The organism is Pseudomonas sp. W2I6 (assembly GCF_030815935.1).
Lineage (GTDB): Bacteria > Pseudomonadota > Gammaproteobacteria > Pseudomonadales > Pseudomonadaceae > Aquipseudomonas.
On the sequence record NZ_JAUSXJ010000001.1, the window covers coordinates 4,445,673 to 4,457,684 of the forward strand.

Sequence of the window (12,012 nt, forward strand, 5' to 3'; positions counted from 1 at the left end):
TGGCGAGGGAGCTTGCTCCCGCTGGGCTGCGCAGCAGCCCCAATCAGGCAATCACATTTCTCCAGACAGAACTCGGGGGCATGCCTTGGGGCCGCTTCGCGGCCCAGCGGGAGCAAGCTCCCTCGCCACAAAAAGTTTTCCTGGCACGGAGAGCTCTCCTGCTACACAGAGCTCCCCCTCTCCCTGGATCCTACTGCTGCTGCACCGAAATCACCGGTGTCGGCGCTACAAATACCTTCGCATGCATCTGCTCATGCCCTCCCCCACGACGCATGCCTCGTACCGGGCAGGCGTCCAGGTAATCCAGGCCCACCGCCAGCTTCAAATGCCGCTCCGGCCGCGCCAGTTGATTGGTCACGTCAAAACTGTACCAGGCGTCATCCAGCCACGCTTCAGCCCAGGCATGGCTGGCCAGGTGCTCGCAGTCTTCGCTGTACAAATACCCCGACACATAACGCGCCGGAATTCCCAGGCTGCGGGCACAGGCGAGGAAGGCGTGGGTGTGGTCCTGGCACACCCCGGCTCGCCCGGCAAACGCCTTGGCCGCACAGGTGTCGACTTCGGTAGAACCCGGCGAATAGGTCATGTACTGGTTCAGCGCGTGCATCAGGTCGATCAATGCGCTGCGGTCGCGGCGTTGATGGCAATGCTTTTCGGCAAAGCTGCGCAGGGCCTCGTCCGGCTCGGTCAACCGGGTGCAGCGCAGGAACGGGAAGGCCGACTGGCTTTCATGCTCGGCTTCACGCAATTCGTCGATATCCACCTGGCCACGGGCGCCAATGATGATGGCTTCATGGGGCTCGTCCAGGGTCAACACGTGCAGGATGTTGCCGAACGGGTCCAGTTGCGCCCGTACCGGCCGGGGCAAGTCCAACTGCCAACTGAGGACATGCTGGCGCTCGCTGTCGTGGGGCGTGAGCCGCAGGTACTGGATGCTGGCACGCACCTGGTCTTCGTAGTGGTAGGTGGTTTCGTGGCTGATGGAAAGTCTCATGCCGCCTCCAGGTAGGAACTGTAAATAGCATCGCCCAACTCGCGCACGAGCGGGATGAAGTCGGTCAGCCAAGCGTGCAGGCCTTCCTCGAGAATTTCGTCGATGGCGGTATAGCGCAGGCGTGCGTCCATTTCCGCTGCCAGGCGTTGGGCCGGGCGACCGTTGATGCCGGGCAGGCTGCCAAGGATCTGGTCGATCTCTTCACTGCAGGCCCGCAGCGACCGCGGCACGTCGGCGCGCAGCAGCAACAGCTCGGCGACTTGTCGGGCGCCCGGGGCATCACGGTAGATTTCGGTGTAGGCCTCGAACGACGACAACGCCCGCAACAACGCACTCCATTGATAGTAGGCATGGGCGGTACCATCGGTGACCGCTTCGGCCTGGTCGCCGGCCATTTCATAGCGGGCGTCGAGCAAGCGCAGGGTGTTGTCGGCGCGCTCGATAAAGGTGCCCAGGCGAATAAAACGAAAGGCGTCGTTACGCATGATGGTGCCGTAGGTGGCACCGCGGAACAGGTGGGAACGTTCCTTGACCCACTCGCAGAACCGGCTCATGCCGTAGCGACTCAGGCCTTGCTGGGCGATGTCGCGAATCTCCAGCCAGGTGGCGTTGATGTTTTCCCACATGTCGGCGGTGATTCGCCCACGCACGGCATGGGCACTGGCGCGTGCAGCGCCGAGGCAGCTGTAGATGCTGGCCGGGTTCGCCGCATCCAGGGCGAAGAAGTGCAGCAGGCGTTCGGCGTGCAGTTCACCGTGGCGCTCGCGGTAATCGTCGAGGGTGCCGGTGATCAGCAGCGGCATCGCCAGTTCATGCAGGCCATCGCCGCGCCCGTCCTGGGGCATCAGCGACAGCGAATAACTGACATCGAGCATCCGCGCGAGGTTTTCCGCGCGCTCCAGGTAGCGTGACATCCAATACAAATCCGAGGCAGTTCTACTCAACATATTTCAATCCTCGACCACCCAGGTGTCTTTAGTGCCGCCGCCCTGGGACGAGTTGACCACCAGCGAGCCTTCCCGCAGCGCCACACGAGTCAGGCCGCCGGGCACCACACGGGTTTCCTTGCCTTGCAGCACAAACGGGCGCAGGTCGATATGCCGTGGGGCGATGCCGTTTTCGACGAAGGTCGGGCATGTCGACAGGCACAGCGTTGGCTGCGCGATATAGGCGTGGGGCTTGGCCTTGATGCGTGCACGGAAGGCTTCGATTTCCGCCGCCGAGGCGGCCGGGCCGACCAACATGCCATAGCCACCGGAGCCCTGGGTTTCCTTCACCACCAGTTGCGGAAGGTTGGCCAGTACGTGGGACAGTTCACTGGGATTACGGCACTGGAACGTCGGAACATTCTTCAGGATCGGTTCTTCATCCAGGTAAAAACGGATCATCTCGGTGACGAAGGGGTACACCGACTTGTCATCCGCCACCCCGGTACCGATGGCATTGGCCAACACCACGTTGCCCGAGCGATAAGCCGCCAGCAGGCCCGGTACGCCGAGCATGGAGTCCGGGTTGAAGGCCAGCGGGTCGAGGAACGCGTCGTCGAGGCGGCGGTAAATCACGTCGACCGCCTTGGGGCCGTCGGTGGTGCGCATGAACACGCGGTCATCGCGTACAAACAGATCGGCACCTTCCACCAGTTCCACGCCCATTTCCCGGGCCAGGAATGCATGCTCGAAGAACGCACTGTTGAAACGCCCAGGCGTCAGCACCACCACACTGGGATTATCCAGCGGGCTGGAGCTTTTCAGGGTGTCGAGCAACAGGTTGGGATAGTGGTCGATGGGCGCGATGCGCTGGGCCGCGAACAGTTCGGGGAACAGGCGCATCATCATCTTGCGGTCTTCGAGCATGTAGCTCACGCCGCTGGGGGTACGCAGATTGTCTTCGAGGACGTAGTAAGTGCCGTCGCCATCGCGTACGAGGTCGACACCTGAGATGTGGGAATAAATATCCCGGTGCAGGTCCAGGCCCTGCATCGCCAACTGGTACTGCTCGTTGGCCAGGACTTGCTCGGCGGGGATGATCCCGGCCTTGATAATGCGTTGTTCGTGGTACAGGTCGGCGAGAAACATGTTCAGCGCCTTGACCCGCTGGATGCAGCCGCGCTCGACGATCCGCCATTCACTGGCCGGGATGCTGCGGGGGATCGTGTCGAAGGGGATCAGGCGCTCGGTACCTTGCTCATCGCCATACAAGGTGAAGGTGATACCGGCCCGGTGAAACAGCAAATCGGCTTCGCGCCGGCGCTGGGCCAGCAGTTCGGCCGGCGTGTCGGCCAACCAGCGGGCGAATTCGCGGTAATGGGGGCGCACCTGCCCTGCCCCGTCGTACATCTCATCATAATAAGTGCGGATCATGCCGTACTCCTTGTCACCCGGACGCCAGAACCATCGCAAGGCCCGTGCCAGCGGCATAAACACTTAAGTATCAATCAGTTGGATATAGACGCAGGTCTCATCGCACCGTCCCGGTGCAGCAAATGCCCGCTGTCATGGGCGGCGCCTCATTGCAATGCAGGCCATGACTATCACCAGCATAGTCAGAGTTGATTTCACTGCCCGGCAAACCCCGCGGATAATCACCTCCATCAGCTGAACAGGACGCGTCCTACAGCTTCATCCATTGCGCATTAACGCTTGTACCGAATCGCTCTCCTCCTTTGCGATCTTCCCTTTGGCCACCCTGCTCGGGTGGCTTTTTTTTGCGCAGGATTTTTCCCGCGCCAGAAACAAAAACGGCCGACCCAAAGGTCAGCCGATACGCTGTGTTGTTGCTCATGTCGCTACATGGGTAACCCACGCACCTCCTGTTTCACGCCCCATCCCTCGATGATTCCGCCCAAGGGCTCGACCACCGCCTCAAAGTCCTGCTCGAAGTCTCCTATGCCGTCGTAGGTGGCGAACATGATTTTGCTCAATTCCAGGTACCAGGCGCCGTCATCCCGCGCGCTGACCTGGGCATTCAGGGATTCCCCACGAAACCGACCCGCAGCCCGCCGCGCACGTTCCTCATCCGGGAAAATGGCGTAGAACTCGATGGGATGGAAACGCGAGAAGTCAAAGCCGCCCTCTTTCATGCGGCGCAACACGTTGGTGCTGATGTCTTCTTGATAGGCTGTGCTCATGAAACGTCCTCCTCAAACCGATGGATAGACTTTCCGTGCTTCCCAAGGCCCGCGCTGCAAGGGCGCGGGTGTTACGGCAGTGACGTCGCCGCTGGGAGACAAGCATGTAGCTGACAAGACCAGACCTTAGCGATTCATTCGCTGATCTCCATTGCAGAGTAGCGCGAAGCTATCACCTCCACCAGAGTCTGTTTAAAGGCGTACAGGGAATGTTCAGGCGGCGGGGTCGACCTTGAGGTCTTTGATGCTGTTTTGATCTTTCAGAATCTTGACCGTGGGTTCGGCAATACGCCCCTCCAGATCGTTGAGATCCAGTTCCTCCAGCACCGGTGATACGCGGGCGCGAACCAGGCGCGCGGCTTCTTCAAGCGTGGGTTTCTGCTCGCACTCGAATTGCTCGACTACCGACTCACCATGATCATTGGTGAAGGAAACGTTCCACTTTGGCATCAGAGCCTCCTCGATAAAACCCATGGGTGGGCTTACATCTATCTGGACCTTGAGGGCCTGGAAATCGTTCCACTCAAGGCAGGAGGCACCTGATCAACTGCAGTTATTTTTCAGCGTGTTCTTTCAGGGCTTTCAAGGTGTTGAACGGTGCGTCCACCACAAACTTGTTGGCCAACCACGACGGCACGCTGCCACCTGGCTCGGTGTGCACCTGGTAGGTCACTTCGGTCAGGTTGTCGCCTTTAGGCACCAGCTTCCAGTAACCATCGACCTGGGCTACGCGCACATAGCCTTTGACTTCTGGCTGGTAGGTCGGCACTTCCAACAGCTTGCGGGTGACGGTGCCGTCGGCAGCCTTGGTGGTGGTGATTTCCAGGATCGAGTCACGATCGGTCACCGGGAACGGTGCCTTGAACTGGGTGTAGGTCCAGCTCTTGTCGCCTTCCTGCTTGAGCAGTTTCTGCGATTTGCATTCGTGGATCCAGGAACAGGCCCCCGCCACGTCTTCCTGCAGCGCCTGGATCTTGGCCAGCGGCGCCTTGATGGTCGTCACACCGCGATAAGCCTTGTACTTGGAGCCGGCAATTTCACTCAAGGACACTTTGATGCCGTCTTCATCCTTGGCCGTCTGCCAGTCTTCAGCATGCGCTGCGGCAGCGAACAACGCGGTAAAACCGCACAACACAGCAATTCGTTTCAGTGAACCCATGGTCTTATTCCTTATTGTTGAAGTTCAGTACTTTGAACAGCCCACTAAGCCGCCGTCATCTGTTCCCACCAGCCGATCAACCTGATCGCTTCTGCCTGGCTACTGCCGCAGACCTCGATATCCGCCTGGAACGAACTACACACTGCCGGCCGCTCAGGCTGGCCAAACAACTGGCACAGTTGTTCGACCGAAAGATGCAGGCAGCGTTCGCCCGCCGGTTTGCCGGCAGGCATTCCCGGCAACGGAGAACTGATGGATGGGGCAATGCAGCAAGCGCCACAGCCTTCACGGCATTTCATGACGAACAGATCCTCGACAACTCAAGCGTTGATGGCCACGTAAGACTACGCCCTTAAACAGACGTTTTAAATTGGCTTAACAGGGGTTTTTCACCGAAAACAATAGTGACTGACCAGTCTGCGACAGAAGGTCAAGGGTGCGCGTCACGTTTACTCGTCGGGTTTATTGCTTGAACTGGAAATCCAGCGCTGCGCCTTCTACTTCGCGGCGTTCTTCGTTGCGCAGTTGCAGCTGCATTTCATTGCTGAGCAGGCGCCCGTTGATCTGGAATGCACTGTTGTCAGTGGGCTTTTCGGCAAACATCGGCGGCAGCAGCGGCACGTTCTTCGGCTGCGGCATGGTGCCGAGGGGTTGCAGGTGGCGGACCATGTTCGACGGCAGGCTCAAATCCAGCTCTGCAGGCGGCAGCGGCGTCTTGGCGACTTCGTGGGCCGACTTTGACTTGCTGGCGATAGGCGCACGTTTTTTCACCGGCGTTGCTTTCTTTGCGGGGGCTTTCTTCGCGACCGGTGCCTTCTTGGCCGCAGCGGCTTTTTTCGCCGGCACCGTTTGCTGGGAGCTGGCAGCAGGCACCGCTTCACTGGCGGGAGCCGCCAGGACAGCGCCAGCGTTACACAGGCTTAACACGCAGATCAGCAGGGCAGCAGGAAAGGTATAAGTCATATCGCCAGCAGCATTAACGGCAGAAGGCCATATGCTCGCTTGTTGAGGACGGTATGACAAGCATGGTAATTAGCCAGCTACCCGTCGTGTCCCCTTTCCATGCCTCAAAAACCTGCCGCAGTCTCCTGGCATAACTGGCTTGCCAGCATCCCCAGGGTCATCAAGGCGCGCTCCGCCTCGCGGTTCCACGGGGTGCCGCAGTTCAGGCGAATACAGTGGTTGAACTGTTCCGTATTACTGAAGATCAGCCCCGGTGCAATGCTGATGCCCTGCTGCAAGGCGCGCACGTGCAGTTCCTGGGTATTGACCCGTCCAGGCAAACTGACCCACAGGATAAAACCGCCGGTCGGGCGGGTCATCTGGGTGCCTTCGGGAAAATACTGCTGCACGGCCAGCTGGAACGCGCTGAGGTTTTTGCGGTACTCCTGGCGGATATAGCGCAGGTGGCGGTCGTAACCGCCATTCTCCAGGTACGCCGCCGTGCCCATCTGGGTCACGCTGCAGGCCGAATGGGTGCTGAACATTTGCAGGCGCTGGATTTCCTGCTGGTACTTGCCGGCAATCATCCAGCCAATGCGAATGCCCGGTGACAGGGTCTTCGAGAAACTCGAGCAATAGATGACCCGGTCCAGACGGTCGTAGGCTTTCAGCGCCTTGGTGCGGCCCAGTTCGAACATCAGTTCGCCATAGATATCGTCCTCGACCACCTGGATATCGAAATCCGAGGCCAGGCGCAGCAACTGTTTCTGCCGCTCTTCGGGCATGGTGCCGCCCAGGGGATTGCTCAGGCGCGTGGTCAGCACCAGAGCCTTGATCGACCATTGGTTGGCTGCCAGTTGCAGGGCTTCCAGGCTCATGCCGGTGGCCGGGTCGCTGGGGATTTCGATGACCTTCAGGCCCAGCAGATCGGCCAGTTGCAGCAAGCCGTAATAGGTCGGTGATTCGGCGGCGATCAGGTCGCCGGGGCGGGTCAGCACCCGCAGCGACATCTGCAATGCATCGACACACCCATGGGTGATCACCACTTCGGAGGGGTCGACCACCACCCCGGCATCGCGCATACGGATCGCCACCTGGCGCCGCAGCGGCTCGAAACCCGGGCTGAACATGTAGCTGAACGCCCGCGGGCTCTGGAAACGCGTGACCTTGGCCAGTTGCTGATGCAGCGCGCGCACAGGCAGGTAGTCGACACTCGGCACGGCGGCGCCCAGCGGGAACACGCCTTCGCGACGGGACTCCACCAACACCTGTTGAATGATGCTGCTGCGGGTGACCAACCCTGGACGCTCGACCCGGGCGATGTCCGGCGTGGGCGCAGTGAGCGCCGGCGTCTGGTGCACGTAATACCCGGACTGCGGCCGCGCGCGAATCAAACCCTGGTCTTCCAGGTTCGCGTAGGCCTGCAACACGGTGGCGTGGCTGACGTTGAGCTGGGAGCTCATTTTGCGTACCGAAGGCACGCGCTCGCCCGGTTGATAGACACCGCGGCGGATATCCTCAGCCAGCTGCTGGGCGATACGTTGGTAGAGCAACAGATTGGTCATGACGCAGCACTCGATTTCACGGGTATTTTATTTTTGTGTGAAACATACCGGCACAGTTTAGAAGTGTACGGGGACAGTTGCCACAATAGTCGAGCGCGGGCGGCAGTGATAGAAAAAACTGTAAGGGTTGCGAACTGAATCGCGGGCATAAAAAACCCGATCATTGATCGGGCTTATGTGGGAGCTGTCGAGCTTCAGCGAGGCTGCGATGCAGGCACTTCAGTCTCGTAGGTCCACCGAGGCGATCCTGTCGCAGCCTCGCTGGGGCTCGACAGCTCCCACAGGAATCACCTTTCACCTTGAGAATCAGGTTCAGCGAGCAGCGCCCAGCTGGCCTTTCTCGTCGGAGAACACAATTTCTACCCGACGGTTCTGCGCCCTGCCCCGCTCAGACGCGTTGGCTTCGACCGGATACTGATCGCCGTAGCCTTCGACCTGAATGCGTTTTTCGTCGATCCCCAGGTCGCTCAGTACATCCGCAACCGCTTGAGCGCGGTCCCGGGACAGCTTGATATTTTCCTGTTCGCCGCCGGTATTGTCGGTGTAACCCTCGATGCGCACCACGCGCTTGGGGTTCAGTTGCAGGAACTGCACCACTTTGAGCACGGTGCGGTTGGCCGAGTTTTGCAGCTCTGCATCACCCGTATCGAACAGCACGTCACCCAGGGTCATCACCAGCCCGCGATCAGGCTGGACGGTGGTCAGGCTGGATATCTGCGCCTCAATCCATTTGCCCTGTTGCTGAACGCTGGAGAGCTTGGCTTCACGCAGGGCCAGTTGCAGGCGCTGGCGTTCCAGCTCCAGCTTGACCCCACGCTCCTGATTGAGTGCCTGCTCGGTGTGTTCCCGGGCAATCGCGCTGTAGCGCTGGCTCAGGTAGGCGTAATGCGCCACATCGGCGCCGCTGCCCCAGAAGCTGGAGAAACGGTCGGCACGGGCCAGGGACTCACCGGCGCGAATCACGTCCTTGGGTGCGATACGCAGCACATTCGAATCTTCCTTGACCTTCTGGAAGTCAGTGCTGGCCTGTTGCAAGGCGAGGTTACTGTCGGGATGGGTCGCACAACCACCCAGCGCACTGCCCAGCAACACCACACAGCTCAACCCACGCATCAACGGGCTCATTGGGCGTCTCCCAACTGCAACTGCTTGCGCAGGCGGGTGATACGGGTGTTGAGCACGTTCAGTTGCTCCTGGCTTTTGCGGGTCAGCACCCGCGCTTCCGCCAGGCGGGCGTCCAGCTCGGCTTCTTCAGCCTGCATGCGGGCGTCCTTGTAGGATTCATCGGCCATGTCGGCACGGGCCTGGGTGAACTTGTCTTCCGCCAGCTTCAGCTCGGGCGAATCGCTGGCGACGGCGCCCACGGCGCTGGCTTGTTCCAGGGCTTGCTGGGTCAGGCGCATTTGTTCATTCGGCGCAGGATCGGCTGCACATCCCGCCAGAGCTACAACGGCGAGGGCCGCGAAAAGAGGTCGAATAGTCACTGAAAATCCCTACTTTGTTGGGGTGCCGACGGGTTGCTGCAACTGCGCTTTCCAGCGCTCAAGATTGCTCTGCAGCGCGGTTTCCGCCAGACCGGACGCGGGCAATTCTGTCATCTTTTTGGCGAGCTGTCCGCGCAACCACGGATCGTTGCAGGCGGAGTTGTGGGAAATGGCCAGGTACAGGCCCGGCTGGTCGATGGGGATTTCCCGCGCCACCAGGTCGTTGCTCATGCCCAACGTCTGGGCCATGGCCATGCCGGAATAACGTCCGGCGAGCACGTAGTCCACTTCTCCCAATAGCAGTTTCTGGAACGCCGGGGTCAGGCTGGGCAGGCGCTGCAGGGTCAGTTGCTCACCGGCGAAGGTTTCAAAGTCGCGGCTCAGGCGCGCCCTTTCCGACACCGCGCCCTTGTGGCCCTGCAGGTCGCTGGCCTGGCTGTAGGCCAGGGAGGAATCCTTGCGGGTCCAGACCAGATAATCGGTTTGCACCAATGCCGGATGGATGTAGTCGAGGGAGTCCAGGGCGTCGAGGGTCAATGGCGCGTCGGCGAGGATGTCCATGCGCCCGCTGCGCACTTCTTCCAGCGCCAGGGAACGTTTGCCGCCGTACAGCAAGTCGATTTTCACCCCGAGGTCCTTGGCCACTTGCTGCAGCATGTCGGCGGTGGCGCCGATCAAGTGCGTGGGGTCCTGGGGATCACGCCACAGATAAGGCGGTGCGTCCGGGCTGCCGGTGATCACCAGGCGATCACATTTGCCCGCCGCCAGCGACACCGTCGGCAGCAGTGACAGGGCCAGCAGTACAGTCCAGGGACGCAATTCCATGGCAGGGTTCTCCAGTTGAAAAATTACCGGGCAAAAAAAAGCCCGGTCAAAAGACCGGGCTCTTTATAAGTGAAGCGGCTGGATTAGACCAGCTTCTCCAACTCGGGTACGGCTTCGAACAAGTCCGCCACCAGGCCGTAATCAGCCACCTGGAAGATAGGTGCTTCTTCGTCCTTGTTGATCGCAACGATCACCTTGGAGTCTTTCATACCGGCCAAGTGCTGGATCGCGCCGGAGATACCGACGGCGATGTACAGCTGTGGCGCAACGATCTTGCCGGTCTGGCCGACCTGCATGTCGTTCGGTACAAAACCTGCGTCGACGGCAGCGCGGGAAGCGCCGACCGCAGCGCCCAGCTTGTCGGCCAGGGCGTACAGGTGCTTGAAGTTGTCACCGTTCTGCATGCCGCGGCCGCCGGAAACGACGATCTTGGCAGCGGTCAGTTCCGGACGATCGGACTTGGCCAGCTCTTCGCCAACGAAGCTGGAAGTGCCAGCGTCGTGGGCAGCAGCCACAGCTTCAACCGCAGCCGAACCACCTTCAGCAGCAACCGGGTCGAAACCGGTGGCACGCACGGTAATGACTTTTACCGACGCAGTGGACTGCACGGTAGCGATGGCGTTACCGGCATAGATCGGACGCTTGAAGGTGTCGGAGCTTTCTACCGAAACGATCTCGGAGATCTGGTCAACGTCCAGTTGCGCAGCAACGCGCGGCAGGATGTTTTTGCCGTTGGAGGTGGCGGCAGCCAGGATGTGGCTGTAGCCAGCGCCCAGCTCTGCAACCAGCGGCGCAACGTTTTCCGGCAATTGGTGAGCGTAGGCTGCGTTATCGGCAACCAGTACTTTGCTCACGCCAGCGATTTTGGCAGCGGCCTCAGCCACGGCACCAACGTTTTGGCCAGCGACCAGGACGTGGATATCACCACCGATTTTGGCGGCGGCGGCGACAGTGTTCAGGGTGGCCGGAGCCACGACCTTGTTGTCGTGTTCTGCGATTACCAAGATAGTCATGGTTAGATTACCTTCGCTTCGTTTTTCAGTTTCTCGACCAGTTCAGCCACCGACTTGACCTTGATGCCCGCGCTGCGTGCAGCCGGCGCTTCGACTTTTACGGTCTTGTTGGTGGAGGCGGTGGAAACGCCCAAAGCATCCGGAGTCAGCACTTCGAGAGGCTTCTTCTTGGCTTTCATGATGTTTGGCAGGGACGCGTAGCGCGGCTCGTTCAAACGCAGGTCGGTGGTGACGATGGCCGGCAGTTTCAGGGAAACTGTCTGCGCGCCGCCGTCGATTTCGCGGGTCACGGCAACCTTGTCGCCGCTCACTTCGACTTTCGAGGCGAAGGTGCCCTGGCCATAACCGGTCAGTGCAGCCAGCATCTGGCCAGTCTGGTTGTTGTCGCTGTCGATGGCTTGTTTGCCGAGGATCACCAGCGATGGCTGTTCCTTGTCGACAACGGCTTTCAACAACTTGGCAACGGCCAGGGAAGTCAGCTCTTCAGCGGATTCGACGAGGATGGCGCGATCGGCACCCAGCGCCAGGGCGGTACGCAGCTGCTCTTGAGCAGTGGTCGGACCGATGGAAACGACGACGATTTCAGTCGCAACGCCTTTCTCTTTCAGGCGTACGGCTTCTTCCACGGCGATTTCGCAGAAAGGGTTCATCGACATCTTGACGTTAGCGAGGTCGACGCCGGAATTGTCCGCCTTGACGCGAACTTTCACGTTGTAATCGACAACGCGTTTGACAGCTACAAGAACCTTCATGGATTCCTCGTTACTCTCCGGTGAAAAGAAAGTCGCCTAGGCGAACCTGGCGGTTTGATGCTCATCGGCACACAAGGGCACCTCCAAAAACACCGGCAATCGTCGGCGGGGGACCTTGCTCACGGGAGTGATGACCGTTCGTCAGCGGTGA

At 60.1% G+C, this 12,012-nt stretch carries 15 protein-coding genes; all 15 read right to left on the bottom strand.

Annotation, left to right across the window (positions count from 1 at the left end; genetic code table 11):
* Positions 1-190 precede the first annotated feature (190 nt).
* The 15 genes from QF039_RS20335 to QF039_RS20405 all read right to left on the bottom strand — a co-directional run bounded on the left by QF039_RS20335 (position 191) and on the right by QF039_RS20405 (position 11,861).
* Entirely contained in the window at positions 191-994 is an 804-nt protein-coding gene (locus QF039_RS20335) for a transglutaminase family protein (RefSeq protein ID WP_004371203.1), read from the bottom strand.
* Positions 991-1,941, bottom strand: coding sequence for an alpha-E domain-containing protein (locus tag QF039_RS20340; RefSeq protein WP_004371204.1), 951 nt, complete (start codon positions 1,939-1,941; stop codon positions 991-993). Before QF039_RS20340 ends, QF039_RS20335 begins: the two co-directional genes overlap by 4 nt.
* A 3-nt stretch (positions 1,942-1,944) precedes the next feature.
* Positions 1,945-3,354 (bottom strand): circularly permuted type 2 ATP-grasp protein, encoded by a 1,410-nt coding sequence (locus QF039_RS20345; protein WP_004371206.1) that lies wholly within the window; start codon positions 3,352-3,354, stop codon positions 1,945-1,947.
* A gap of 250 nt (positions 3,355-3,604) precedes the next feature.
* Positions 3,605-3,775 (bottom strand): hypothetical protein, encoded by a 171-nt coding sequence (locus QF039_RS20350; protein WP_301072590.1) that lies wholly within the window; start codon positions 3,773-3,775, stop codon positions 3,605-3,607.
* Between the two features lie 4 nt (positions 3,776-3,779).
* A complete protein-coding gene (locus QF039_RS20355) occupies positions 3,780-4,121 on the bottom strand; it encodes a ribonuclease E inhibitor RraB (protein ID WP_003193463.1) in 342 nt (113 codons plus the stop codon).
* A 213-nt stretch (positions 4,122-4,334) separates the two neighbouring features.
* Positions 4,335-4,595 carry a hypothetical protein gene (locus QF039_RS20360; protein WP_004371213.1) on the bottom strand — a complete coding sequence of 87 codons (261 nt, stop codon included), beginning with the start codon at positions 4,593-4,595 and terminating at the stop codon, positions 4,335-4,337.
* Positions 4,596-4,674: 79 nt separating this feature from the next.
* Positions 4,675-5,280: an START domain-containing protein gene (locus QF039_RS20365; protein ID WP_004371215.1), complete on the bottom strand. Its 606-nt coding sequence runs from the start codon at positions 5,278-5,280 to the stop codon at positions 4,675-4,677.
* Positions 5,281-5,324: 44 nt separating this feature from the next.
* Positions 5,325-5,579 (bottom strand): YkgJ family cysteine cluster protein, encoded by a 255-nt coding sequence (locus tag QF039_RS20370; RefSeq protein WP_004371217.1) that lies wholly within the window; start codon positions 5,577-5,579, stop codon positions 5,325-5,327.
* A gap of 163 nt (positions 5,580-5,742) precedes the next feature.
* Positions 5,743-6,243: a translation initiation factor 2 gene (locus QF039_RS20375; protein ID WP_102369692.1), complete on the bottom strand. Its 501-nt coding sequence runs from the start codon at positions 6,241-6,243 to the stop codon at positions 5,743-5,745.
* A 104-nt stretch (positions 6,244-6,347) separates the two neighbouring features.
* Positions 6,348-7,787: a PLP-dependent aminotransferase family protein gene (locus tag QF039_RS20380; RefSeq protein WP_008434911.1), complete on the bottom strand. Its 1,440-nt coding sequence runs from the start codon at positions 7,785-7,787 to the stop codon at positions 6,348-6,350.
* Positions 7,788-8,099: 312 nt separating this feature from the next.
* Entirely contained in the window at positions 8,100-8,912 is an 813-nt protein-coding gene (locus tag QF039_RS20385; protein WP_004371220.1) for an OmpA family protein, read from the bottom strand.
* Positions 8,909-9,271, bottom strand: coding sequence for a DUF4398 domain-containing protein (locus QF039_RS20390; protein WP_008434912.1), 363 nt, complete (start codon positions 9,269-9,271; stop codon positions 8,909-8,911). Before QF039_RS20390 ends, QF039_RS20385 begins: the two co-directional genes overlap by 4 nt.
* A gap of 9 nt (positions 9,272-9,280) precedes the next feature.
* Complete coding sequence (locus QF039_RS20395; protein ID WP_102369693.1) at positions 9,281-10,096, bottom strand: ABC transporter substrate-binding protein; 816 nt, start codon at positions 10,094-10,096, stop codon at positions 9,281-9,283.
* An 83-nt stretch (positions 10,097-10,179) separates the two neighbouring features.
* Positions 10,180-11,109: an electron transfer flavoprotein subunit alpha/FixB family protein gene (locus tag QF039_RS20400; RefSeq protein WP_307520358.1), complete on the bottom strand. Its 930-nt coding sequence runs from the start codon at positions 11,107-11,109 to the stop codon at positions 10,180-10,182.
* Between the two features lie 2 nt (positions 11,110-11,111).
* Complete coding sequence (locus QF039_RS20405) at positions 11,112-11,861, bottom strand: electron transfer flavoprotein subunit beta/FixA family protein (RefSeq protein ID WP_004371224.1); 750 nt, start codon at positions 11,859-11,861, stop codon at positions 11,112-11,114.
* Positions 11,862-12,012: the final 151 nt, after the last annotated feature.

Excerpts from the sequence above, each read along its gene's own strand:
- QF039_RS20405 (WP_004371224.1), bottom strand. The coding sequence starts at position 11,861 with ATGAAGGTTCTTGTAGCTGTCAAACGCGTTGTCGATTACAACGTGAAA.
- QF039_RS20375 (WP_102369692.1), bottom strand. The coding sequence starts at position 6,243 with ATGACTTATACCTTTCCTGCTGCCCTGCTGATCTGCGTGTTAAGCCTG.
- QF039_RS20350 (WP_301072590.1), bottom strand. The coding sequence starts at position 3,775 with ATGAGCAACAACACAGCGTATCGGCTGACCTTTGGGTCGGCCGTTTTT.
- QF039_RS20395 (WP_102369693.1), bottom strand. The coding sequence starts at position 10,096 with ATGGAATTGCGTCCCTGGACTGTACTGCTGGCCCTGTCACTGCTGCCG.
- QF039_RS20335 (WP_004371203.1), bottom strand. The coding sequence starts at position 994 with ATGAGACTTTCCATCAGCCACGAAACCACCTACCACTACGAAGACCAG.
- QF039_RS20340 (WP_004371204.1), bottom strand. The coding sequence starts at position 1,941 with ATGTTGAGTAGAACTGCCTCGGATTTGTATTGGATGTCACGCTACCTG.
- QF039_RS20355 (WP_003193463.1), bottom strand. The coding sequence starts at position 4,121 with ATGAGCACAGCCTATCAAGAAGACATCAGCACCAACGTGTTGCGCCGC.
- QF039_RS20365 (WP_004371215.1), bottom strand. The coding sequence starts at position 5,280 with ATGGGTTCACTGAAACGAATTGCTGTGTTGTGCGGTTTTACCGCGTTG.
- QF039_RS20370 (WP_004371217.1), bottom strand. The coding sequence starts at position 5,579 with ATGAAATGCCGTGAAGGCTGTGGCGCTTGCTGCATTGCCCCATCCATC.
- QF039_RS20345 (WP_004371206.1), bottom strand. The coding sequence starts at position 3,354 with ATGATCCGCACTTATTATGATGAGATGTACGACGGGGCAGGGCAGGTG.
- QF039_RS20380 (WP_008434911.1), bottom strand. The coding sequence starts at position 7,787 with ATGACCAATCTGTTGCTCTACCAACGTATCGCCCAGCAGCTGGCTGAG.
- QF039_RS20400 (WP_307520358.1), bottom strand. The coding sequence starts at position 11,109 with ATGACTATCTTGGTAATCGCAGAACACGACAACAAGGTCGTGGCTCCG.
- QF039_RS20360 (WP_004371213.1), bottom strand. The coding sequence starts at position 4,595 with ATGGGTTTTATCGAGGAGGCTCTGATGCCAAAGTGGAACGTTTCCTTC.
- QF039_RS20385 (WP_004371220.1), bottom strand. The coding sequence starts at position 8,912 with ATGAGCCCGTTGATGCGTGGGTTGAGCTGTGTGGTGTTGCTGGGCAGT.